Source organism: Aquabacterium sp., from assembly GCF_004297345.1.
GTDB lineage: Bacteria > Pseudomonadota > Gammaproteobacteria > Burkholderiales > Burkholderiaceae_C > Aquabacterium.
In genome coordinates this window covers 1-24,385 of sequence record NZ_SCTN01000141.1, presented here as the reverse complement: position 1 = coordinate 24,385, position 24,385 = coordinate 1, and the positions used below count along the sequence as shown (strand labels likewise).

Sequence of the window (24,385 nt, the reverse complement as noted above, 5' to 3'; positions counted from 1 at the left end):
GCTTCGTGGATTTCATAGAAATCGAAGTCTTGCAGCGAGATGCCGGCGCGGGCCAGCATGCGTGGCACAGCGTAAGCCGGCGCCATCAGCAGGCCTTCCTTCTTGGGGCCGAAGAAGTCGACAGCGGCCACTTCAGCGAAGGTGATGTAGGCCAGCACAGGCAGGTTGTTGGCTTTGGCCCATTCTTCGCTGCCCAGCAGCACGGCGGAAGCGCCATCGGTCAGGGGCGTGGAGTTACCGGGTGTCAGCGTGCCTTGACCGGGGGCGACCTTCTTGTCAAAGCAAGGCTTGAGCGAGCGCAGCTTCTCGATGCTCAGGCCTTCACGCAGGTTGTTGTCCTTGCTCACGCCCTTGAACGGGGTCATCAGGTCAGCAAAGAAGCCATCCTTGTAAGCGCGGGCCAGGTTGGCGTGGCTGTTCACGGCCAGTTGATCCTGCTCTTCGCGAGGGATCGCCCATTCACGGGCCATCAGCTCGGCGTGCTCGCCCATCGAGAAACCAGTGCGAGGTTCGCCGTTCTTGGGAATGGCAGGCTTGACCAGCATGCTGGGGCGGATCTTGGAGATCACCTTCAGTTGCGCGACCGTGCCCTTGGCGCGGTTAGCTTCCATCAGGATCTTGCGCATCTTTTCGTTGACGCCGATGGGCGCATCAGACGTGGTGTCCACACCGCCGCCGATACCGCACTCGATGTGGCCCAGCGCGATCTTGTTGGCCACCAGCATGATGGCTTCCAGGCCGGTGCCGCAAGCCTGTTGCAGGTCGTACGCAGGCGTTTCGGGCGACAGGGTCGTGGACAGCACGCATTCGCGCACCAGGTTGAAGTCACGCGAGTGCTTCATCACGGCGCCAGCGGCGACATCACCCAGGCGCTTGCCATGCAGGTTGAAACGATCAACCAGGCCTTGCAGCGTGGCCGTCAGCATTTCCTGGTTGGAAGCGTGAGAGTAGACCGTGTTGGAGCGAGCAAAAGGAATGCGGTTGCCACCGATGATGGCGACGCGACGAACTGTGGTGTTCATGAGAGGGTGTCCTTCTCGATTTTGAATGGGTTGAATGGCTGACGGTGGCGATGGATCAGTAGGTCACGCGGCCGCGCAGATGGGGCTTGTCGCCCTTCGCGTTGCGTACTTCAAACAAGGCACCGCTTTCCTCACGCGCGGCCCACAAGGAGGCACGAGCTGGCAGGAACAAGGGCGTCTTGAATTCGACGATGACTTCGGCGTGGTCCACATCCTCGCGTGGCATCAGCATGGCCAGGGCGCGAGCCTTGGTCCACATGCCATGCGCAATGGCTTTGCGAAAGCCCAGGAACTTGGCCGTGAAGGCAGACAGGTGGATCGGGTTGATGTCACCCGACACGCGCCCGTATGCACGGCCAATGCCGGCGCCAGCGTAGAAGTCGGCCTGATGGGACACCGGTGTCTCATCGACCAGCGCGCTGGTGTACGGCTCGCCCTTGGGATTGCGAACGCCCATGCGCAGCAGGGTCCAGGTGCTTTCCCACACCACATCGCCAGCGCGCAAGGCGCGGGCATGCAGCGTGAAGATCTGGCCCTTGTCATGCGCGTACAGCTCGCCGGAGCGCATTTCAATGCGCAGCTCGTCGCCGGCATTGATGCGCTTGAGCAGCTTGGCGCTGTTGGCCAGATGCACGGTTCCCATGGCGGGCCATGGGAAGGCCTTGCTGCCGAAATACATCATGGCCAGCGGGAAGGCCTCCATGTGCGCAAACAGCATGGGCACGCCGTGCGCCTTGCTGAAGCCGCACACCTTGGCATAGGCGGCAACCTTCTTGGGGTCGACCACCACGCGCGGGCGCACATAGGTGACCTCGGGCAAGGCCTCCACAGCGCTGGAGCGCTTGCTGCTGGAGCGCAAGGCGCCCAGGTTCAGCGCGATCGCACTGGGCAGCTTGTTGACTTCGATGATCTTCATGGGATCTGTTCGTTGTCGTGGATCAGGCGCCGATCAGGCTCTGACCACACACGCGGATCACGTTGTTGGTCACGCCGGACGAAGCGGGGCTGGCATACCAGCCGATCGCTTCAGCCACGTCCACAGGCTGTCCGCCCTGGCTCATGGAGTTCATGCGGCGACCAGCTTCACGGATGGCGAAAGGCACGGCGGCCGTCATCTGGGTTTCGATGAAACCAGGCGCCACGGCGTTGATCGTGATGCCGTGTTCGGCAAAGATCGGGGCGCTGCTGTTGACCATGCCGATCACGCCGGCCTTGGAGACAGCGTAGTTGGTCTGGCCCATGTTGCCGGCGATACCCGAGATGGACGACACGCAAACGATGCGGCCACCGGCCTTCAGGGCGCCGGCGCTGACCAACGCTTCATTGATGCGCTCTTGCGTAGACAGGTTCACGTTGACCACCAGTTGCCACAGGTGTTCCTTCATGTTGGCAATGGTCTTGTCGCGGGTGATGCCGGCGTTGTGGACGATCACATCCCAGCCGCCTTGGGCCTTGGCGGCATCCACCAGCTTTTGAGGCGCGTCAGCGGCGCCGATGTCCAGTGCCAGTGCGGTGCCGCCCAGCTTCTTGGCCACGGCGTTGAGGCCTTCCTGAGCCTGAGGCACGTCCAGGCAGATCACCTGAGCGCCATCACGGGCCATCACTTCAGCAATCGCCTCGCCAATGCCGCGCGATGCACCGGTGACCAGCACTTTCTTGCCAGCCAGGGGCAGATTCCAATCCTTGGGGGCAACCAGATCGCCAACAGGCTTGCCGACACGCATCACCTGAGCCGACACATAGGCCGACTTGGGCGACAGCAGGAAGCGCAGCGTCGATTCGATGTTGCCTTCGGCGCCTTCAGACACGTACACCAGATTGGCGTTGATGCCCTTCTTCATTTCCTTGCCCAGCGAGCGAGCCAGGCCTTCCAGCGAACGCTGCACCGTGGCCTTGCGAGGCGACTTGCACTCTTCGGGCGGACGGCCCAGGATCACGACACGGCCACAAGGCAGCACCGAACGGGCTGCGTCGTGGAAGAACCAATAGAGCGCGTCGGATTGGGTGCTGTCTTCCAAGCCCGTTGCGTCGAACACCAGGCACTTGACCTTCTCACCCGGCTTGCCGTTGCCACCCCAGCGGCCCGTCGTCAAGCCAGCCTTGTTGGCCACCGCCACCCACTGAGGCAGCTTCTCGTGAGCCAGGCTCTGGGCACCCACGCTCTTGAAGAAGGCCGACAGTGCTTCCAGCAACTGAGGCTCGCCACCACCACCGATCAGAACCGTGCCTTGAATGACGGGTTGGCCGGCCTTGTAACGCTCCAGGGGCAGCGGCTTGGGCAGCCCCAGGGCATTGATGAGCTTGGCGCCCATGGGCGAGTTGGCAAAGTCAAGGTAACCGTCTTTCATGCGAGACACTCTTCGGTGGTTGAGCCAGCGGACGTGAACAGTCCTGCCATGGCTGGTTGAAAACGTGGCTTGCTCAAACGGCAAGCCTTCTGCTCATGTCCAACCCAGATCGGGGTGGACCTTCCTGTCAGACCGGGGGACAGACAAGAAATCGGGGTCATGGCCTGTTGCTGCAATTGCTCAGGCGTTTGCTGGCACGGAGGCCACCGCTTCATTGGTCGCCACGGCAGCACCTGGGCCGATACCGGCCACGCCAGGCAGATTCGCCATTGCGCCAAACTGAATCGCGTCATGGGGACCAGGCAGCGGCGCCTTCAGCGCGGCAACCATCAGCGATGCCAGGCGCGAGAGGATCACAGCCTCGTGATCGCCTTGCTGTTGCGTGAATTCGCGGATCAGTCGCTGTGTGTTCCCGCCAGCCAGGATGCCGGACAAGGCGCCCATGGCGAAGTTCAGGCGAAAGCCCAGGTCCTCGCGGCTGAGTTCAGGCAAAGCGCGCTGGAAGGCGAAGAAGAATCGGCCCAGCGTCTGGATGTAATGCGTGTTGATGAAATCGCGCACGACCGGCGACGGGTCCGTATAAGAACGGCCGAGGAAATGCAGATAGCGATCGGCCTGGGGCTCGTCACTGCGGAAAATGCGCACAGCGGGCAGAAACAGGGCGACCAGGATGTGTTCGCAGGTGAGCTTGTCGCCGAGATTGGTCTCGAAGACATCCAGCATGGCCACGCGCTGTTCGTTGAGCGGATCCAGACGGCGCGCCAGCACAGCCTGAATCAGGGCATCCTTGCTGCCGAAGTGGTAGTTCACTGCAGCCAGGTTGACGCCAGCGGCGCTGGTGATCTGGCGCATCGACATGGACTCGAAACCGCCCGAGACAAACAGGGTCTCTGCGGCATCCAGAATGCGCGTTTTCGTATCGGCAGGCGACAGACGGGTCGAGGCCTGGGGCATGGTCAACGGGTCTCCACGGTACACACAGTACGAACGTTTCAAACGTCCGTTTTATCGTTGGGTGCGTATGGTATGTCAGACCAGCGCTTTTGCAACAGCCCTGCCAATAGAAATTTGTCAATTCCCCCAATCCCCGGGGGCGAAGACACCTTTGGGGCGTGATTTATTCCGCACTCTGTCGTTATCGGACCCCGCCTGGTTGGCACGGCTCCTTCGGCAGGCGTACGCCCCACACGATGGGATTCACGCCTTTGACACTTCTGGGGGGCCGCACCGCCATGTCCGGCGTGTGGATCACGTCGGGCGGCAGTTGCTGGGCCAGATGGCGCATGACCACGCTTCCTTTGGCGGCCATGTCTGCATCGTTGATCCAAGGGCTGTCTTGTTTGGGGCCCTCCTGCAACACAGCCGGAAATCCAGGACCATAGGCTGCGATCTGCCCGCCTTCAAAGAAGGGCGCATCGACATAGCGCAAGGCACAACCTGGGGCAAACTTTTGCCAATCTGCGGCCACACGGTCAGCCAGCTCACGCGAGGGGTAGCCCTGAACGGCGCCGGGCGCGTGCAGGCGCTGGCCGGCTGGCGAGGCCGCCACCAGCAAGGACAGCAGCTGAAACAGGGCCGCCGTCATCAACAGCCAGCGCAGCGATGCCTTGGCAAACACATGACCGAACCAGGCAACCAGTGCGATCGCCATGAACTGAAAGGTCTGCACGCCCCATTGCGCATGCAACTTGGCGCCACCCAACACGCCCATGGCCAGGACAAAAGCGATGGGCAGCAGTAGCAAGCCCTCAACCCATGCGCGCGAGGACGATTGCGCAGTGCTGCCCTCGCTCCCGCTCCCGCCGACGGAAGGCGCATCAGCCTGGCCATATGACCTGGCCACCCAGATCATCAACACCAGCAGAGCTGGTGCCAGCATGCGCAACTCAGAGACGATGAACTGTCCCATGCGCATGGATTCACCTTCGGCCTCACCGCTGCCCAACTGATGCGTTGCATAGGCCAAGGCATTGGTGTGTCCGGTTGCCATCCACAGCAAGGGGGCCGCACTGACCAGCGCACTCAGCACAACAGCCATGGCCGCACCTTGGCGAGCCGAAAGCCGTTCCAGGCTGCCGCTTCGCCACAGCGCCCACAACACGCCCACCAAGGGCACGGCCGCCTGCAATTTGGTAGACATGGCCAGGCCGGCCGCGATACCGGCGCCTGCCCAGGCCCATTGTTGATTTCGGCGCGCAGCACGAGCGGCAAAGTAAACCGTCATGGCCACGGTCATGACCAACACCGTGTTGTGGTTGTAGATCCAGGCGCGCCAGCCAAAAGGTTGCTGCAGGCCCCACAGGCACGCCACGCACAAGGCCATGCGCGCACCCATCAACTCGCGCGCAGCAAGGTAGGTGAACACCCCGGTCAAACCAATGCACAGGGCCGACAAGCCATACAAGGTGGCCGGTTTTGGCGGCAAGATGGTTTGCGCCAGCAAGAACAACCATGTTGGCAAAGGCGGATGCTTGGGGTAACCCAGTTGCCACACGTGGGCCCAGACGAACTGCTCGGCCATGTCGTGGTGCAAGGCGGTGTGGGAATGCGAAGACAGCGCCACCCATATGGCTACCACAGCCATGATGCACATGGAGGCCAACCAGGGGCGATCCCAGCGTGGCGCGTAAGCCAAGGCTTTGGCAGTGTCGGGCGAATGCAATGTTCTGGACATGGGCGGGAGTCTAAACGCGCTAAAGTCTCCCCCGTCCGAGTTAAACGAACAGCGAGAGAGACATACCCACATGGCCACCATCCTGTACCTCACCCAGATCCAGTTCGAGTTTGGCGCGATCAAGTTGCTGGCATCCGAATGCGAACGGGTTGGCATTCGCCGCCCATTGGTGGTTACCGATGCCGGCGTACGAGCAGCCGGCGTGTTGCAAAAGGCCTTGGATGCGCTAGAGGGCCTGCCTGTAGCCGTGTTTGACCAGACCCCGCCTAACCCGACCGAAGCCTCGGTGCGTGCGGCCCACGAAGCCTGGAAGGCCAATCAGTGTGACGGCCTGATCGCCGTGGGCGGTGGCTCCAGCATTGACCTGGCCAAGGGCCTGGCCATCATGGCCACCCACCCGGGCCCTTTGACCGAGTACGCGACGATTCTGGGGGGCTCCCCCAAGATCACGGCGCAAGCCGCACCGCTGATCGCCGTGCCGACCACAGCAGGCACCGGCAGCGAAGTGGCCCGGGGTGCCATCGTGATCGTCGACGATGGCCGCAAGCTGGGCTTCCACTCGTGGAACCTGATGCCCAAAGCCGCGATCTGCGATCCCGCGCTGACGCTGGGCCTGCCCCCTGCCCTGACTGCGGCCACGGGCATGGACGCCATCGCGCATTGCATGGAAACCTTCATGGCGCCTGCGTTCAACCCACCGGCTGATGGCATTGCACTGGACGGCCTGGAGCGCGCCTGGCACCACATCGAGCGCGCCACCAAGGACGGCAGCGACCGCGAAGCCCGCCTCAACATGATGAGCGCCTCCATGCAAGGCGCCATGGCCTTCCAGAAGGGCCTGGGGGCTGTGCACAGCTTGAGCCACAGCCTGGGCGGCGTGAACCCCAAGCTGCACCACGGTACGCTCAACGCCATGTTCCTGCCTGAGGTGATCAAGTTCAATGCGGCCGCCGAGTCCATCCAGAAAGAGCGCCGACTGGAACGCATGGCGCATGCCATGGGCTTGCGCAACGGCGCGGACATCCCCGAGGCCATCCGAGACATGAACGCCCGCCTAGGCCTGCCAGCAGGCCTGACAGACATGGGCGTGCAACGTGAATGGTTCGACAAGATCGTGACCGGCGCGCTGGCCGATCACTGCCACAAGACCAATCCCCGCATCGCCACCGCAGACGATTACATGGACTTGCTGTCGGCCTCGATGTGATCCTTGCCTGACGACGACTCTCGGGTCACCATGATCTGGTCGATCTTGTAGCTGTCGACGTCCATCACTTCGAAGCGAAAGCCGCCCCAGGACACGGAATCCGTCCGCCTGGGGATGCGGCGCAGCATGACCATCATGAAGCCGGCGATGGTCTCGTAGTCTTCCTGATACGGCAGGCTGTCCAGATCCAGTGCGCGCAGCACGTCTTCAATGGGCGTGATGCCGTCGATGAGCCACGAATCGGCATCGCGCTGCACGATCTGCTCTTCGTCGAGTGGCGCCATGAGACTACCCATCACGGTGCTCATCACGTCGTTGATGGTGATGATGCCGACCACGAGGCTGTACTCGTTGACAATCACGGCGTAGTCCTCGAAAGCCTGGCGGAACTGCATCAGCATCTCGGACAAGGTGATGCGATCCGGCACCATCAGCACCTTCTTGATCAGGCCTTCGGCGCTCAGGGCAATGGGCTGGTTGTTCAGCACACGGCTGAGCAGGTCTTTCGAATCCACGTAGCCGACTACGTGGTCGATGTCGCCATCGCAGACCAGATAGGTGGAGTGCGGGTATTGGTCGATGCGCGCCTTGATGAGCGTCTCGCTGTCATCCAGCAGGAAGTGGATGATGTGGTCACGCGCGGTCATGGAGCTGGTGACCAGGCGGGTGTCCAGTTCGAACACGTTTTCAATGACACGGTGTTCGGCGCCTGCCAGCACACCGGCTTCGGCACCCGCTGCGGCCATGGCGAGGATGTCATCCGGTGTGACAGCCTCATCGCGATGATCGGGCAGGCCGAGCAGCTTGAACAAGGCGTCGGTCAGGCGCTTGAACAGCCATACGATGGGTTTGAGCAAGGCCAACACCGCATGCATGGGGCCGACCACGCGCACCGCCACGGCTTCCGGAGCGCTCATGCCCAGTCGCTTGGGAAAAAGGTCAGCCAACAGGATGAAGAGGCTGGTGACCAGGGCAAACGAGGCGACCGATGCCAGCGTCTCAGCGTGACCAGCAGGCACTTGCACGCGCTGCAGCAGCGGCAAGATCAAGGGTGCGAAAGCGCCCTCGCCCACCACACCGCCCAGGATGGCCACAGTGTTCATGCCGATCTGGATGGCCGTGAAGAAATCGCCCGGCTCCTCCTGCACATCCAGCACACGCTGGGCACGTGCATCGCCCAGGTCGGCCATCTGCCGCAGGCGCAAACGGCGGGCTGCGGCCACGGCCAGTTCGGCAATGGAAAAGAAGGCACTGGCAGCGATCAAGGCTGCAATCAACAGGAGGCTGGAGAGTGAATCCATGAGGCCAGTGTAGCCACAAGCCCGCGATCAGATAGGGCGCAGTTCGTCTGTCGGGCAGCCGCGACGCAACCAGTCCTGCCATTCGTCTGACAAGGCTTCAGCGGCCGCTACAGCTTGCGTCCACACCTTAACGCGCTGCTCGTAGCCCATCCCGGCGAAATCATTGCGATCGGGCAACTTGCCGCCTGGCAAGCCAGCCACCCATTGAGGGCTGGGGGCCAGCAGCACCATGTTGTCCAGCCAGGCGCTGGCTTTGTGGCGCCACTTCAGGGCCTTGTCCAACCAACCCGGCACCACCTGCTGCTGGAAGTGGGGATAGAGCACCAGCCCTTTGTTCATGGCCGAGTAGTGCCAGTGGAAGTGGTAATCCACGATGCCGCCATCCCAATGCGAGCCGGGCTTGGCGCCGGGGATGTTGTGAACGGCCTCCAGCATGAAGGGGATGCTGCAGGACGCCAGCATGGCGGGCATGAAGTTGGCCGCATCCAGCTCCACGCGCCCTGTTGGCAAATCATTCAAGGGTAGCGGCAAAGGCTCGCCAGCGGTCGAGAAAACAGTGCGCTCCAGAAACAGGCCGACCGCCCTTCTGGACACGGCATTGCCCAGCGCCAGCCCCGTAAAGCCAACCACAGTGCGCGATGGTGTGCCTTTGCGTAGCACCTGGCGGCCGCGCGAAGTCAGCACGTGCAGTTGGTACCTGGGGTGTTGCAGCATGCCCGGCACGCTGTCGCCGAAGAAGTCGCGCAGCGTCTCGATGAAGCCAGCCGTGATGCGTTGCGGGCTGGGCATCTTGCGGCCCACTTCAGGCTCGATGTTCTGCTGGATGTAGCCGCTGGCCAGATCCCTGAACGCCTTGAGGGGATCCTGCATCGCCGCCGTGGCCATGCGCCAGGCGCCAATGGAGGCGCCCACCAGGTGCACCGTGTGCCCGCCCTGCGGCAACCAATGACCGAAAAGGTGTTGATCGAGATGATTGAGGATCAAACCTTTGGGGCCGCCTGCCGCGGCCGGAACCAGACGCACGTCTTGCGGCGAGAGGCCGTGGGATGCGATGTGGCGGCGAGCCCGTTCGCCAACGTGGATGTGCAATGCCTTCATGGGAGCAAAGCATAACCGTGCGCACACGTAGATGCGACTGCATGCCACACATTGCACGGACACCGAATTGATGCCTCTTGCGCCCATTGAATCTCTGCCTCACCCAACATGGCAACATGCCAGAATGAGCTGATTCCTGCTCGCGCTTTTCTTTCTATGAGCAAGCCCACTCGCCGCCCCATCAACATCCCGATTCGCGTGGAAGCGCTTGGGCATGCCTCGCCCACGCAGTCAGCGCATGCTCATCAACACGAACATGGGCACGAACACAGCCATGATCATGCGCATGGCGAGCAAGAAGGCGCGACCAGCTGTTGCAGCCATGATGACGGCTGCTGCGGCCCTGGCGACTTGAGCAGCGCGATGATCCCGCCGGCTCCGGGGGCCGCCCCGCATGGCGCAGCCAAAGCGCGCTTTCGGATCGACAAGATGGATTGCCCCACAGAGGAGCGACTGATCCGCAATCGGCTGGAGCCCATGCCTGGCGTGGTTCGGCTGGATTTCAATCTGATGGCGCGAGAGCTGACGGTCTTTCATGAATTGCAGGACACGGCAGGTATCCAGCACGCACTCAACGAACTGGACATGGCCCCCACGCAGCTTGAAAGCGGACAGAAGGCCGCAGCCCTGCCGCAAGCGGTGCCACTGCACATGAAACTGCAACTGGCACTGGCCGGCGTGGCTGCCATGGGTGCCGAGGTATTGGATTGGCGTGGCGCGCCTCTGTGGAGCATGGCGCTGGCCGCGAGCCTGGCCGTTGCGCTGTCAGGCGGCCCCACGCTCAAAAAGGGCTGGATTGCGCTGCGCAACTTCACACTCAACATCTACTTCCTGATGACCCTGGCTGTGCTGGGCGCGGTGCTGATTGGCAAGTGGTCGGAAGCAGCCATGGTGGTCTTCCTGTTTGCCGTGGCTGAGGCCATTGAAGCGGCGTCGCTGGAGCGCGCCCGCAAGGCCATTCAGTCGCTGGGGGCGCTGGCGCCTGAGGCCGTGACGATCTGGCGCCAAGGCCAATGGCAGAGCCTGCCCGTTGAGTCGGCGATGGAAGGCGAGCGCATCATGGTGCGCGCGGGCGAACGCATCGGTCTGGATGCCACTTTGCTGCAAGGCCACGCCAGCATCAACGAAGCGCCCATCACCGGCGAGAGCATGCCGGTGGACAAGCGCACGGGCGACAAGCTGTTTGCAGGCACCATCGTGGTGGATGGCATGGTGGAGGCCACGGTCACCGCCACTGCTGGCCACAGCACCCTGGCGCGCATTGCCTCTGCCATTCAGGAAGCGCAGGCGCAGCGCGCCCCCACACAGCGCTTCGTGGACCAGTTCGCCCGGTACTACACACCCTCGGTGGTCATGCTGGCCTTGCTGGTTGCCGTGCTGGGGCCATGGCTGGCTGGTGGCGGCGTCATTCACTGGGTCTATCAAGCATTGGTGATGCTGGTGATCGCGTGCCCGTGTGCATTGGTGGTGTCCACGCCCGTAACCGTGGTCAGCGGCCTTGCCAGCGCCGCGAGCCAGGGCATCTTGATCAAAGGTGGCGTGCACCTGGAGCAAGGCCGCCTGATCAAGGCCGTGGCGATGGACAAGACCGGCACGCTCACGCAAGGAAGGCCGGCACTGACGGATGTGCTCACCTTGAGCCGGTACAACTCGCAGAATGCACTGCGCATCGCCGCCAGCCTGGATCAGCACAGCAGCCACCCCATTGCACAAGCGCTGGTCGCAGCCTGGCGCGAGCGGGATCCGAATGGCGCATTGGCCGAGGTTGAGCATTTCGAGGTGCTGGCCGGTCGCGGTGTCAAAGGCCGGTTGCTGGACCAGGGCTGGCAGTTGGGCAACCATCGTCTGGTGGAGGAGTTGGGCTTGTGCTCACCTGAGCTGGAAGCCCGTCTCGAGACGCTGGAGATCCAGGGCAAGACCGCCTTTGTGCTGATGGATGAGCAAGGGCCTGTCGCCATCCTGGCCATGGCCGATACGCTGCGTACAGAGAGCCCTCAAGCCGTGGTTGAACTGAAGGCCCTGGGCGTTCAAACGGTGATGCTCACCGGCGACAACCAGGCCACTGCCGAGCACATCGCCCAGCAAGCTGGCATCTCCGTGGTGCGCGGCAACATGTTGCCTGACGATAAGCTGGCCGCCATCAACGAATTGTTGGCGTCTAACGGTGCTGTGGGCATGGTCGGCGATGGTGTCAACGATGCGCCGGCCTTGGCCCGGGCCACCGTGGGCATTGCCATGGGCGCAGCCGGCACAGCCACAGCACTGGAAACCGCCGATGTGGCCATCATGGACGACGACCCACGCAAAGTGGCCCAGTTCATCTGCCTCAGTCAGCTCACCAGCCGCGTGCTCAAACAGAATATCGCGCTGGCGCTGGGCATCAAGGCCGTGTTCCTTGTTTTGGCCTTGGGCAATCAGGCCACCTTGTGGATGGCCGTGTTTGCCGACATGGGCGCGAGCCTGCTGGTGGTATTCAACGGCCTGAGGCTGCTGCGCTACAAACCCTGAAAACACAAACGCCCGGCGAGAACCGGGCGTTGCGTGCACTCAGGTGAGGATCAACGTCACTCAGCGCTTGGGTTGCAGTTTGGCGAAGGCCGCAGCCATCGCAGATTGCCCCTGCGGCTGAGGTGCGCCACGCCCTGCCCCGCCACCGGTGCTGCGCTCATTGCGCGCAGCTGGCTTGAAGCTGTTGCCATCGCGCGCAGTACCTGCTGCCTTAGGCCCCGTGGCGGCATCCAGCTTCATCGTCAGCGAAATGCGCTGGCGTGCCAGATCCACCTCAACGACCTTCACCTTGACGATGTCGCCGGTCTTGACGACCTCGCGCGCATCGGAGACGAACTTGTTGGACAACTGGCTCACGTGCACGAGGCCGTCCTGATGCACACCCAAGTCCACAAAGGCACCGAACTGAGCCACGTTGCTGACCGTGCCTTCCAGAATCATGCCTTCCTTGAGGTCCTTGATGTCTTCCACGCCATCGTTGAAGCGGGCCACCTTGAAGTCAGGGCGAGGGTCGCGGCCGGGCTTCTCCAGCTCGGTGATGATGTCCTTGACGGTGATCACGCCGAACTTGTCATCGGCAAACAGCTCGGGCTTGAGCGTGCGCAGCACGTCGCTCTTGCCGATCAGCTCGGAGGCTGACTTGCCGGTCTTGGCCAGGATCTTCTCGACCACCGAGTAGGTCTCGGGGTGCACGCCGGAGATGTCCAGCGGGTTGTCGCCATCACGGATGCGCAGGAAACCCGCAGCCTGCTCGAAGGTCTTGGCGCCCAGGCCGGCCACGTCCATCAACTGCTTGCGGTTCTTGAACGCGCCATTGGCATCGCGCCAGCGCACGATGCTGTTGGCCACGGCCGAACTCAGGCCCGACACGCGTGACAGCAGCGGTGCAGACGCTGTGTTCAGGTCCACGCCCACGCCGTTCACGCAGTCTTCCACCACGGCGTCCAGCGTGCGCGCCATTTCGCTCTGGTTGACGTCGTGCTGGTACTGGCCCACGCCAATGCTCTTGGGATCGATCTTCACCAATTCGGCCAGCGGATCCTGCAGGCGGCGGGCAATGGACACGGCGCCACGCAGGCTCACGTCCAGATCAGGCAGTTCCTTGCTCGCGAACTCGGAGGCGGAATACACCGACGCGCCGGCTTCACTCACCACGACCTTCTCGATATGGGTACCAGGCGCCATCTGCTGGATGCGCTTGATCAAGTCGGCAGCGAGCTTGTCGGTTTCGCGACTGGCCGTGCCGTTACCAATGGCAATCAGGTTCACGCCATGCGCGGCGCACAGCCGGCCCAGCGTGTGGATCGAGCCTTCCCAATCCTTGCGAGGCTCATGCGGGTACACGGTGGACGTGTCCAGGACCTTCCCGGTGTCACTCACCACAGCCACCTTCACGCCTGTGCGGATGCCAGGGTCCAGGCCCATGACCACGCGCTTACCTGCCGGAGCGGCCAGCAGCAGATCACGCAGGTTCTCGGCGAACACCTTGATGGCGGTGGCCTCTGCGGCCTCGCGCAGCTTGGTGAACAGATCGCGCTCCAGGCTCAGCGACAGTTTGACCTTCCATGTCCAGGCGATGCTCTTGCGGATCAGATCATCAGAGGCGCGCTTGGCGTGGCTCCAGCCCAGGTGCACGGCGATGCGGCCTTCGGCCATTGTGGGCTTGCCAGGAATCACTTCCTCGTCCAGCACCAGCTTGGCATCCAGGATTTCCTGCGTACGGCCACGGAACACCGCCAAAGCACGGTGCGAAGGCACGGTCCGGATGGGCTCGTCGTAGTCGAAGTAGTCGCGGAACTTGGCCACATCGGGGTTGTTCTGGTCCTTGCCATCCATCAGCTTGGACTTGAACAGGCCTTCCGACCACAACCAGTCTCGCATCTTGCCGATCAGCGCGGCGTCTTCCGCCCAGCGCTCGGAGAGGATGTCGCGCACGCCATCCAGCACGGCAAAGGCATCAGCAAAACCGCCATCGGCATTGATGAACGCGGCGGCTTCTGTCTGCGGGTCGAGCGAAGGATCGGTGAACAACTTGTCGGCCAAAGGTTCCAGGCCGGCTTCCCGGGCGATCATGCCCTTGGTGCGACGTTTGGGCTTGTACGGCAGGTAGAGGTCTTCCAGTTCCTGCTTGGTCGGCACGGTCTCAATGGCGGCGCGCAATTCAGGGGTCAGCTTGCCCTGTTCTTCAATGCGCTTGAGCACGGCTGCGCGACGGTCTTCCAGCTCGCGCAGGTAGCCCAGGCGCGCTTCCAGATCACGCAATTGCGTGTCGTCCAGGCCATCGGTGGCCTCTTTGCGGTAACGGGCGATGAACGGCACGGTGGCGCCGCCATCCAGCAGTTCGACGGCAGCTTTGACTTGGGCGAGGCGAACCTTCAGTTCGTCCGCCAGTTGCATCAGGATCTTGTCCAAGAGAAGACCTTCTCGATGTGACGATGGGAGGGGGCGCAGTTTGCCACAAGGCTTGCCTGCAAGCGTCGCGCAGGCAAGCCGCATAATCAGCAGACGGACTCACACCATTATTAAAGCCATATGACCAGACTTGCCTCCATTCTTGCCATCTCCGCGTCGCTGCTCACGGGATGCGCCATGACGCCTCGAGTCCCGGACAGCATTCCTGCTGGCGTGGCGGTTCACAACGTGGCGGTGATCTCCGTAGCGGCCAGAACATTTTCCAGGGCCTACACGGGCATGACCTTGTTCAACAACGAATACGAGGAAATGGACATCCGGAAATGGCGAGTGGATCAGGCCATCGAAAGCAAGGCAAAGGACGTCCTTAAAGGCATGGGCATCCAGTCGATCGACAACGACAATTCCGTAGACGCTTTTGAGGTGGTCAACGATCCCAAAAACGGCTATCCAGTCTGGGGGAAAGTGACTCAACCCGCGCTGGCGTATTGCGGCAAGCATGGACTTGATGGCGTTGTCGTGATCGCCCGCACCAGCGTCTGGGACTTCATGAGTGAGTCCAATCAGTCCTTCAGTGGGGCAGGCATCTACGCTCGTGGACCCGTCCGCAGCGTATCCGTGTTGCACCTTGTGGCGGAGGCGGCTTTCATCGACTGCAAAACGGGTAAGCCACTGGCAACCAGACGTTTGACGACGTCAAGCAGCGATAACATCAGTGAAGTCACCAAAGAGACACCGCGTATGCCGTCACCGATGATCGAGGCAACGCGACCAATGGCCCAATGGACCGACGAGCAAAAGACACGCTACAAGGGCATGCTTGAAAGGGTCTTGAGCGCGCCCATCGACCCAACGCTGCACAAGCTGCTCAATCGCCCCTGATTGGATCAATGAGCGACAATAGCAGTTCTCAATTTTGTCGCTCACCACGCTCCTGCGGACGCTCAATTCATGGCCCTGCTGCCCTACTCCCTGCCCAAATCCGTGCTGTTCAACCTGGACCCGGAGGCCGCGCACGATCTGACCATGGCCGGCCTGGCCCGTTTCCAGAACACGCCGCTGGCTTGCCTGTGGGGCGCCGATCGTGTGCAAGATCCTGTTGAAGTGGCCGGGATCACCTTCCCCAACCGCATTGGCATGGCCGCGGGACTGGACAAGAACGGCCGCGTGATTGACGGCCTGGGTGCCATGGGTTTCGGCTTTGTGGAAGTGGGCACCGTGACGCCCAAGGCGCAACCCGGCAACCCCAAGCCGCGCATGTTCCGCCTGCCTGAGGCCAATGCGCTGATCAACCGCCTGGGTTTCAACAACGAAGGTCTGGACAGTTTCCTGGCCAACGTGAAACGCGCGCAGTTCCGCCAGAAAGGCGGCATCCTGGGCTTGAACATCGGCAAGAACGCCGTCACCCCCATTGAAAATGCGGTGGATGACTACCTGATCTGCCTGGAAGGCGTGTACCCCCACGCCGACTACGTGACGGTCAACATTTCATCGCCCAATACCAAGAACCTGCGTGCGCTGCAAAGCGACGAGGCCCTGGATGATCTGCTGGGCAAGCTGCAGGCTCGTCGCCAGGAATTGATCAAACGCCATGGCCGCACCGTGCCCATGTTCGTGAAGATCGCGCCAGATCTGGATGAGACGCAAGTAGGTGTGATCGCCGCCACGCTGCAAAAGAATGGCATCGATGGCGTGATCGCCACGAACACGACCATTTCGCGTGAGGCCGTCAAGGGCATGAAGCACGCCGAAGAAACGGGTGGCCTGAGCGGTGCGCCGGTGCTGGAAGCGAGCAACCAGGTGATCCGCCAACTGCGTGCAGCCTTGGGGCCACGCTACCCGATCATCGGTGTGGGCGGCGTGATGAGTGGCGCCGATGCGCGCTCCAAGCTGGATGCGGGTGCCGATCTGGTTCAGATCTACACGGGCCTGATCTACAAGGGCCCTGCCCTGGTCAAGGAATGCGCTCAGGCGCTCAAGCGGGGCTGACTGCTTTGGGTGGGGCTGGCGTGGCCGCCTTGCCGTCCACCAGGCGCATGGCCTGTTCCAGGGTCAGGCTGCACTCTTTGGCGGTCAGGCCCAAGGCACGGGCGTAGCGCAAGTACACCTGATGCATGACTGGCGCCGCCTTCTGCGCATCCAGCTCCAGCGTGTGCACGATCTCGTTGGCCAGGCTGGCCACGCTACGCAAGGTGTCTTCGGGTGACGCCGGCGTTCTGACAGGTGTGCTGCGATTCAAGGGGCGTGCCGCGTGGATCAGGCGTTCATGCATGCCCCAGTGCTTGAGCACGGCGGCAGTCAGGTCATCCAGATTGACACCCAACACGGCACCGGCAGCCGCGTCGATCATCATGCCTGGCGTCGGGGCCGTGCTCTCTGCATCGGCCGGCGGGCCTGGCAGCATCAAACGCTTGATCTGAGTGCACTCTTCAGGGAAGTGGTAGAGCACCAGCAACCAACCCAGGCGTTGTGACATCGCGGCCATCGAGGCTTCTTCATCGCTGATGGAAAACGGCGCCATCAGGCGGGCGATATGGCCAGCCAGACAGGTCAGGCGGAGTTCTTTGCCCATGTCCAGAATGGCCTGGCTGCCTTCTTCGCCAGACAGGCTGGTCTGCGCGCCCAAAGCGCCAGGCCAGGGTCGCACGCTGCCAGCCACCTTGCGCAAACCTTGCTGTCCGAGCAGCATCACCGCACGTGACAGCGTGGTCACGCCATCGTCGGCGCTCTGGCTTTGGTAGGACGCCACATTGACCGCACGCAACATCTCCCAGCACAGCGCCGGGTTCTTGACGATGATGTCAACAAAGTCGTCCACACGCAGCGTCTCTTGCGAGAGGGTGCCGATCAGGGCGCGCTCGGTGTTGGGGCGTCCGGGCAAGGCGCCTACGCTATTGAGTCTGTCCAGCAACAGTGCCAAGGGCCCACCTGAGTCCTCGGCGTTGGTCTTGATCCACCCTTGCAGCGCGCTGAGCAAGGTCCGCGCATTCAGGTAGCGCTGCCGATGTTGCCGGTCCGTCGAGCGATTGACGATGGCCCGCAGGGTTTCCGGTACGGGATGCGGCGTGGTCCAAGGCAGGCGAACGATTTCTGTGCCGATACGGGCAGCCGCGCTACCCAGGTCGGGCTCATCCAATGCAGGGCTGTTGACCAGCAGACGATAGGCCAGCAAGCCCACCATGAGCACATCGCGCTCGGCTGCCTGACGGATCTGCTGGCGTCCATAGTGAGGTCGCGTGTGCTGACCGGGCGCCAAAGGCGCCAGGCCACAACTCAAGCCTGCAATGGCTGCGTGGCCACTCTTGTCGATCAGGATGTTGTGCAGCGCGATGTCCTGATGGGCCACGCCGGCTTCATGGGCATAGGCCAGGCCATCCAGCACATCGCACAGGATGACCACCACTTCCAAAGGCGTCAGTTGGGGCCCGGCCGACACTCTCTCGTACAAGGAGACGCTTTGCCCACGCACATAGCTGACAAAGGGCCAGCCCTCGTGCGCAGAGACCTCGAGAACCTCGGTCAGCCGAGGGTGTTTCAGCCGGGCGCCAGCGAGAACCTCTTGCGTCCAGGCGTCCAGCTCCTTGTCCTTCTGGGGCTGAGCACGGGGTACGCACAGCAGCACCTCCTGCTGCAAGCGCGGGTCAACCGCTAGCCAGATGCCGGAGGCGTGACTGCGCCCGAGCATCTGCCGCAGCTCGAAACGCCCGAAGTATCGAGGCGCCGTGGTCGTGGGAGGCGAGACTGCGGCCATGTTGGTGTGCTGGCGTGAAATCCTCGGGGAGATGTATCCCCTTGTAAACACCTTGATTGCACTACAGAGACGCCTTTGGCAAAACCCCGTCTAGGGCGTCAAACCCGGTCCTTTTTCACGCAGACGTGATGGACTGGTGTGTTTCCCCCTAGTCAAGGGGCACCCACTCCCCGGCACCCGTGATGAAAGCTGCTCGAACGGGTTCGTTGGGCTGCAGCACGGACACGGCCTTCACATAGCGCTGCAATTGCGCCCGATAGGACGCCAGCGCCTGAGGGCGATGCTGCAGTTTGTAGTCCAGTACCCACCATTCGCGGCCTGTTTCACCTCGCACGGCGACCAGTCGGTCAATACGCAGAACCTGCCCGTCGTCGTGCAAGGCCACCTCATTGCCGGCCCACGCCAGTTGCGCCGGATCCAGCCAGATTTGCAAGTCCGGAGCGGTCAAAATGGTGCGGGTCAGATGCAAAGCGGCGTCGTGGTGCTCTAAGGCCAGTTGCAAGGACTTGGCGGCACTTTGCGTGGCACGGGCAATCCGCTCGGCCGTTCTGGCTTGCACGGGCAGCGGCGTGAGCCACTCCAGCACGCGGTGCACCACCTGGCCCAGCAACTGCTGAACACTGCTTTCCTCTGCCGCACGAGGAGCTGGCGCCGTACCAGTTGGCGGCACATGCAAGGCTGGCAGACTCAGGTACGGCACGGATTGTTCAGACTCGGCCTGCGTGGCGTGCACTCGTGCAGCAGGCATAGGTTGCCAGACCTGCTCTGGGTCGATGGCGCCACTGCTGGCCAGCCTCTGCCACCAACTGCCTTCTGGCGTGCCGCGCGGCTGCGTCCGGCTGAACACAAGTTGTTCGCGGGCTCGCGTCAGGGCCACATACAGCGCGTTCAATTCCTCGCGCAGGTTGGCAGCATGGTCTTCCTCCAAAGTGCTGGCCAGGCTGGGTGGTGGGTTGCTCTGCGAGCGGATGAAGGCGCAGCGCCTGGGGCGTTCGTCGCTTTCAGGCCAGTCCACCATCAGCGCGTAACTGTCCTTGCGGGCGGGTTCAGGATCGGTGTCGACCATGAACACGACCTTGGCCTCCAGCCCCTTGGCGCCGTGAATGGTCAACAACTGCACGGCATCGGCCTGCGCGCGCGGCGGCAGGTTCAAGGGCAGGCGCTTGAGGGCGCGGACCCATCGGTAAGGCGTGGCATCGCGCCCGGCGTCCATCTCCAGGCTTTGTGACAGCAGCGAATCGACATGAAACAGCGCCTGCACGCGCCGGCTGACCGGCACGCACGACAGCAATCGCGCGCGGTAGTCGCCTTCGGTCACGATGCGTTCCAGCATATCGTGAGGTGGCGCCACGCGCGCCAACTCCGACCACGCATGCAGCAAGGATGAAGCGCGAGCCAATGCCGCGGGGCAGCCCTCGTCCTGTCTCCATTGCATCAAGGCATCCCACCAGGCGGTCTTGCGCTTGGTTCGGCGCACTTGTTCAGCCAGCGCCAACAGGTCGTCGTCAGTGGCGCCGAACAGGGGGCTCTTGAGCGCATGCGCCAAAGCCAGATCGTGCTGAGGTGAAACCAGCACATCCAGAACAGCCACCAGGTCGCGCACTTCCGGCGTGTCGATCAGGCGGGTGTCTTCCGGCGCGATGTGCGGCACGCCGTGCTCATCGAGCGCCTGCGCCACCATGCTGAGCGTCGCGCGTTTGCGGCTGAGCACATAGATCTCGGAAGGCGACAGGCCATCGTTGAACACCAAAGCGGCTATCGCCTGCGCCACTTGCTCGGCCTCCACTTCCTTGATCGTGGTGTGGGCCTGCTCTCTCGGTGTGATCAGGCTATCGCGCCAGGATTCATCCGCATCGACCTTGGCCGACGTGGTGCGCATGACCGATGGCAGTACGCGGATCGAGGCCACGTCTTCGGATGTGGTCGTGTGCGTTCGAAAGCCCGGGAAGCTACCTTCCTCGCAAGCCTGACCCATGACCTTGTTGAGCGCATCAATGATGCCCGGGGCGTTGCGGCGCGTGTGATCGCAGGCCAGCAAATCGCCATCCAGGGCCTCCAGCACGAACGCTTTGGCCGCGCTGAACACACGGGGATCGGCACGCCGGAAGCGGTAGATGCTTTGCTTGGGGTCGCCCACCAGAAAGACACTGATGGGTTGACGCCCGCTCTGGCCACCGCCCGCCCCCGCATACGCCGACAGCCAGGATTTGAGCGTCTGCCATTGCAGTGGGCTGGTGTCTTGAAACTCGTCCATCAGCAACTGGCGAACCTGGCTGTCCAGCCGCTCCTGCACCCAGCCTGACAGCTCGGGATCACCCAGCAAACGGGCTGCAGCCAGCTCCAGATCGACCATGTCCGCCAGGCCGCGCTCGGTCTTGAACCTGGCGTACTCCTCGAACAGCAGCCGAGACAGGCTCACCATGTGACCGTGCAGCACATGCCCGTCCTGCTGCGTGATGGCCAACTGCAAATCAACCAACCAGGCTTGCGCCCACTCAAGATCAGCCAGCTCGCCCATCTTCTTGCGCGGCTCGCCCTTGTCCGTCAACAAGGCCTTGCGCAAGGCTTTGTGGCGAGCCTGCAGATCGCCCAGGCCCATGGCCTGCTCAATGGCCACGCCCGCCTTTTGCTGCGTGGCGGTCTTGCCTGTGGCGAGCTGTTTTGCCAAAGACCAGAATTGATCCTGCACGCTGGCCCTGGCCAAGGCCTCGCACGGATGCGCCAGCCCCGCCCATTGCAAAGACCAGTCCGCCGCCGTCTCGACGCCGTCGATCAGGTGCCCAGCCTTGTCGGCCAGACTCAACTCGAGCCGGTTGCTCAGCGCCGTGTTCAACCAGGCTTCGGCATTGAAGCGTCCCACTTCTCGCACGATGGCCATGAAGGCCAGATAGTCCGCACCGGCCTCATCGCCCTTGCGCTTGTTCGGTGATTGCGCATCCACCCGTCGCAAAAATCGGCCCCACAACTCAGGCCAATGCTCGCTGGTGTCTTCAACCAGATTCAGCTCAGGCGGCAGGCCCAGTTCATGGAGGACGTCCAGCGGCGCAGCCTTGACCAGGCGAGAAAACCAGCCATGGATGGTGTGGATGTCCACGCCCCGCCCCTCATCCAGCCAGCGCTCATAGAGCTGCTGCAACTTGGGCGCGAGCGCGCTGATCTGATCAGGCTGCACGCCTCGTATGCGCAACTCCAGTTCACGGCGCTCGGCACTGGCCTGCGCGAACTCTCTCAACCAGCCATGCAGACGCTCGCGCATCTCGCCGGCAGCCTTCTTCGTGAACGTGATCGCGAGGATCTGGTTGGGCGGCACATCATCCAGCAAGGCCCGCAAAATGCGCGAGACCAGCATCCACGTCTTGCCCGCGCCGGCGCAAGCCTCGACCACCACACTGCGATGCGGATCGCACGCCACCTGGTAGAACAGATCACTGGCAACGATCGCGCCATTGACTTCGTATGCTGCCTGGCTCATGCCTGTGCCTCCTGCATGGTCCAGTGGTCCTTTCTACATAGCCCGCGTGCCTGGCAAAAGCCGCAAGCACTGCCCTCACCCAAGGCCGGCATGGCCTCACCCGCGTGAAGCCTGGACCAATCTCTGGCGAGGCCTTCCAGCAAGACGGCCGCACTGCGCGCCACATCAGGGTGATCCAACTGCTTCACGTCTTGCACATCAAGATGCAGGTAGGACGCCAGCACCGCCCATTGCGGGTCAGACAAGGCTGCGTAGAAGGCCAATTGCGTGTCTTCCAGCGGAATGGCGATTTTGCGCTTGAGGCCATCGAGGCTGCCCGTCTTGTAGTCCAGCACGAGATGCTGCCTGGCGCCTTCATGATGGCGCACATCGATGCGGTCAAGCTGCCCGTACAGGCGCACCTGCAAGCCTTCCTGGATCTGCAGTTCACGCTGCTCGATGCGCTCGGCGTCCAGCATGGACCAGCCACCGTCCTCGTGCTCGCGCAACCAGCTCACATAGGCACGGGCCAGCCTGTCCAGGTCGGCCTGGAATGGCAGGAAGTATGGGCGCTGGCTGTCCCGATCCAACCCCATCTCCTTGATCACGCGCTGCGCCGCGGCCAGCCATGACTGCACGTCCTCGTCCGGCGTGCTGATGGCCAGTTGCCCTTGGCGCTGTGCATGAAAACTGCGCAAAACCTCGTGCAGCCAGATGCCGAAGTCGGACCTGTCCAGGCCCTCTTCCAGTTCGTCCTGCTCGCGCAAGCCCAGCACGCTGGTTGCGAAGAAGCGATATGGGCATTGGCGCAGCGCCTCATAGGACGTGGCCGTCACCTGCTCAGGCAAGGCCCACGCGGCATCGCGCAAGGTGGGCAAAGGCATGCGCGCCAGTTGCACGCCAACCTGCTTGACCGCGCGCGCATCCCCCACGGGTTCGATACGAACGCCCTCCTGCGCAGACCACCGCTCCAGCCAGGCGCTGGGCTCCAGCGGCTCGCTGCCTTGCGCATGCCGATGCAGGCACACCATGCCAGGGCGGCTCATCAATAGATTGAAAGCATCCCATTGCGCCGCACGTTGCGTGACTGGCGTAGCAAGGTCCATGGTCTCGCACAGCTTGGTGCTCAGCCAACCAGACTGGTTGCCCATGGCGCCCAGTTGCCGCTCGTCCGCACCCGGCAGCACGATGGCGTGAAACGGCCGCAACACGGCACGTGCCATCGGCGTGATGACCACGTCAGCAGTTACATCGGGCGCGGGCGGGCGAAAGGTTGTGGCCTCCAGCACCGTGCCCACCCAGCGCAGGAAGGACGGGCCATCCAGCCGAGTCTGGTGAGACAAGCCCGCCCACAACCCCGCGGCTTGATCCGAGTCACTCAGGCTGTCAAAGCGCAAGGATTGCAAGGCCAGCTCGCCTGCGTCATCACTCTGCAAAGCCAGCAAGGCGCCTGCACGTGACAAGGCATCCTGCAAGCCTGCAAGCCATTCCCGCAGCGACGGGCGCTTGGCTGACCACAGCGCTTGCAATGGGGCCACGACGTGCACAGCCCAATGCCACAGCAACACGGCCGCAGCAGGCATGGCTTGTCGCCCGGTCGGTACCAGTTGCGCCGAGACCTCGTCAGACAAATCCTGCTCTTCAGCAGGAGGCACCTGCAAACCCCACGCACCCAGCATGCCGTGGCGACGGCACCAGGCTTCCAGCTCGCCAACGGCGCGGTTCATCTGCACACTGTCAGGCCTGGCGTGCTCGCCTTCGCCGCAGACCCAGTCCAGCCAGCCCGACTTCAGCCAATCCAGCAAATCGTCTGTCGATGCGCGAGGATGAGAAGCCTGCAAGAGTCGTGTCACCACAGCTGAAGCACGCGTGGTGGACAGTAACCAGCCCGTTTCATCGGCGATCTGCAGGCCAGCGCCTTCCAGCATGGCCCGCACGCGTCGAATGAGGCTGCGATCCAGCGCAATCAAGGCAACAGGGCGGGCCGTGTCTTGATCTCTGGCATCACTGACCGCGGCGATCACCTGCGCTGCGGCCTGTTGCGCCTCGTCTTCCGCGTCCCGGCATGCGCAAGTCGCAGGCATGCGCACTCTGCTCAGCCCCGCTTGTGGCGCCCCACCCAGCGCGCTGCGCCAGATGACTGGCACGCCTTGCGCGGCCAGGTGGCTCATCACGCTCAGGGTCAGGTGGATTTCAGTACCGGGCGATACCGCCTCACCGGCTGTCACCACCACCAAGGCCGACGGCCGCAAGGCATACAAGGGATCAACGGGCAAACCGCCTGCCACGGTGGCTGCGGCCCATTCCAACGCCCAGGCCAGCAGCAGTTTTTCTCGCGCGCCAGGCCCCTGCGCCCCGCCCGCGCCGATCGTGGCTCGGGCAAGTTCCAGATAGTCGGCCCGCTGCGCCGGCGCCATGGATTGCATGCGGCGCACCCAGGTGTGCGCGGCCACCACAACCTGATCCAGTGCGAATTCGAACCCTCGGCGATCCCGTTGCGCCCATTGCTTGCCCCAGGCCTCGCTGCCAAGGCTGCGTCCGGCCTGCAAGCGGTCCACGATGGCATCCAGCGTCACGGCAGGCATGCCAGCCACGCCTGCAGCGCTGTCGGCC

General features: G+C 62.9%; 15 protein-coding genes. 4 read left to right on the top strand and 11 right to left on the bottom strand.

The genetic code is table 11. From position 1 onward, the window contains the following. The 5 genes from EPO09_RS04575 to EPO09_RS04555 form a co-directional block, all read right to left on the bottom strand. The coding region (locus tag EPO09_RS04575; protein WP_290640631.1) for an acetyl-CoA C-acetyltransferase at nt 1–1,022 on the bottom strand (1,022 nt) is incomplete at its 3' end. 55 nt (nt 1,023–1,077) lie between these two features. After that, nucleotides 1,078–1,938: a MaoC/PaaZ C-terminal domain-containing protein gene (locus EPO09_RS04570; protein WP_290640629.1), complete on the bottom strand. Its 861-nt coding sequence runs from the start codon at nt 1,936–1,938 to the stop codon at nt 1,078–1,080. 22 nt (nt 1,939–1,960) lie between these two features. Next, nucleotides 1,961–3,370: a 3-oxoacyl-ACP reductase gene (locus tag EPO09_RS04565; protein WP_290640627.1), complete on the bottom strand. Its 1,410-nt coding sequence runs from the start codon at nt 3,368–3,370 to the stop codon at nt 1,961–1,963. Nucleotides 3,371–3,550: 180 nt separating this feature from the next. Continuing rightward, a complete protein-coding gene (locus EPO09_RS04560; protein ID WP_290640625.1) occupies nt 3,551–4,324 on the bottom strand; it encodes a TetR/AcrR family transcriptional regulator in 774 nt (257 codons plus the stop codon). Nucleotides 4,325–4,505: 181 nt separating this feature from the next. Continuing rightward, nucleotides 4,506–6,044: a glycosyltransferase family 39 protein gene (locus EPO09_RS04555; protein ID WP_290640624.1), complete on the bottom strand. Its 1,539-nt coding sequence runs from the start codon at nt 6,042–6,044 to the stop codon at nt 4,506–4,508. 70 nt (nt 6,045–6,114) lie between these two features. Between EPO09_RS04555 and EPO09_RS04550 the strand changes: the two genes are divergently transcribed. Next, nucleotides 6,115–7,251 (top strand): iron-containing alcohol dehydrogenase, encoded by a 1,137-nt coding sequence (locus tag EPO09_RS04550; protein WP_290640622.1) that lies wholly within the window; start codon nt 6,115–6,117, stop codon nt 7,249–7,251. Here the strand turns inward: EPO09_RS04550 and EPO09_RS04545 are convergent. Together EPO09_RS04545 and EPO09_RS04540 are read right to left on the bottom strand one after the other, a co-directional pair. After that, entirely contained in the window at nt 7,221–8,552 is a 1,332-nt protein-coding gene (locus EPO09_RS04545; RefSeq protein ID WP_290640619.1) for a hemolysin family protein, read from the bottom strand. The genes EPO09_RS04550 and EPO09_RS04545 overlap by 31 nt on opposite strands. A 27-nt stretch (nt 8,553–8,579) precedes the next feature. After that, nucleotides 8,580–9,650, bottom strand: a complete 1,071-nt coding sequence (locus EPO09_RS04540; protein ID WP_290640618.1) for a phospholipase — start codon at nt 9,648–9,650, stop codon at nt 8,580–8,582. Between the two features lie 351 nt (nt 9,651–10,001). Here EPO09_RS04540 and EPO09_RS04535 point away from each other — a divergent pair, with 351 nt between their 5' ends. Next, a complete protein-coding gene (locus EPO09_RS04535) occupies nt 10,002–12,158 on the top strand; it encodes a heavy metal translocating P-type ATPase (RefSeq protein WP_367200043.1) in 2,157 nt (718 codons plus the stop codon). A 60-nt stretch (nt 12,159–12,218) separates the two neighbouring features. Here the strand turns inward: EPO09_RS04535 and EPO09_RS04530 are convergent, their stop codons facing one another. Continuing rightward, on the bottom strand, nt 12,219–14,570 hold the full coding sequence (locus tag EPO09_RS04530) for a Tex family protein (RefSeq protein WP_290640614.1): 2,352 nt from the start codon (nt 14,568–14,570) through the stop codon (nt 12,219–12,221). 120 nt (nt 14,571–14,690) lie between these two features. Between EPO09_RS04530 and EPO09_RS04525 the strand changes: the two genes are divergently transcribed. Beyond that, nucleotides 14,691–15,452: a hypothetical protein gene (locus tag EPO09_RS04525; RefSeq protein WP_290640612.1), complete on the top strand. Its 762-nt coding sequence runs from the start codon at nt 14,691–14,693 to the stop codon at nt 15,450–15,452. A gap of 69 nt (nt 15,453–15,521) precedes the next feature. After that, a complete protein-coding gene (locus EPO09_RS04520; RefSeq protein ID WP_290640610.1) occupies nt 15,522–16,559 on the top strand; it encodes a quinone-dependent dihydroorotate dehydrogenase in 1,038 nt (345 codons plus the stop codon). Here the strand turns inward: EPO09_RS04520 and EPO09_RS04515 are convergent. The 3 genes from EPO09_RS04515 to EPO09_RS04505 all read right to left on the bottom strand — a co-directional run. Further along, nucleotides 16,546–18,321 carry an HDOD domain-containing protein gene (locus EPO09_RS04515; RefSeq protein WP_290640608.1) on the bottom strand — a complete coding sequence of 592 codons (1,776 nt, stop codon included), beginning with the start codon at nt 18,319–18,321 and terminating at the stop codon, nt 16,546–16,548. The genes EPO09_RS04520 and EPO09_RS04515 overlap by 14 nt on opposite strands. A 148-nt stretch (nt 18,322–18,469) precedes the next feature. Next, nucleotides 18,470–21,793, bottom strand: a complete 3,324-nt coding sequence (locus EPO09_RS04510; RefSeq protein ID WP_290640606.1) for an exodeoxyribonuclease V subunit beta — start codon at nt 21,791–21,793, stop codon at nt 18,470–18,472. Continuing rightward, the coding region (locus EPO09_RS04505; protein ID WP_290640604.1) for a PD-(D/E)XK nuclease family protein at nt 21,790–24,385 on the bottom strand (2,596 nt) is incomplete at its 5' end. The genes EPO09_RS04505 and EPO09_RS04510, both read right to left, overlap by 4 nt.

Bases quoted from the DNA above. Each gene is read 5' to 3' on its own strand.
- EPO09_RS04550 (WP_290640622.1), top strand. From the start codon at position 6,115: ATGGCCACCATCCTGTACCTCACCCAGATCCAGTTCGAGTTTGGCGCG.
- EPO09_RS04520 (WP_290640610.1), top strand. From the start codon at position 15,522: ATGGCCCTGCTGCCCTACTCCCTGCCCAAATCCGTGCTGTTCAACCTG.
- EPO09_RS04560 (WP_290640625.1), bottom strand. From the start codon at position 4,324: ATGCCCCAGGCCTCGACCCGTCTGTCGCCTGCCGATACGAAAACGCGC.
- EPO09_RS04565 (WP_290640627.1), bottom strand. From the start codon at position 3,370: ATGAAAGACGGTTACCTTGACTTTGCCAACTCGCCCATGGGCGCCAAG.
- EPO09_RS04570 (WP_290640629.1), bottom strand. From the start codon at position 1,938: ATGAAGATCATCGAAGTCAACAAGCTGCCCAGTGCGATCGCGCTGAAC.
- EPO09_RS04525 (WP_290640612.1), top strand. From the start codon at position 14,691: ATGACCAGACTTGCCTCCATTCTTGCCATCTCCGCGTCGCTGCTCACG.
- EPO09_RS04555 (WP_290640624.1), bottom strand. From the start codon at position 6,044: ATGTCCAGAACATTGCATTCGCCCGACACTGCCAAAGCCTTGGCTTAC.
- EPO09_RS04515 (WP_290640608.1), bottom strand. From the start codon at position 18,321: ATGGCCGCAGTCTCGCCTCCCACGACCACGGCGCCTCGATACTTCGGG.
- EPO09_RS04510 (WP_290640606.1), bottom strand. From the start codon at position 21,793: ATGAGCCAGGCAGCATACGAAGTCAATGGCGCGATCGTTGCCAGTGAT.
- EPO09_RS04540 (WP_290640618.1), bottom strand. From the start codon at position 9,650: ATGAAGGCATTGCACATCCACGTTGGCGAACGGGCTCGCCGCCACATC.
- EPO09_RS04545 (WP_290640619.1), bottom strand. From the start codon at position 8,552: ATGGATTCACTCTCCAGCCTCCTGTTGATTGCAGCCTTGATCGCTGCC.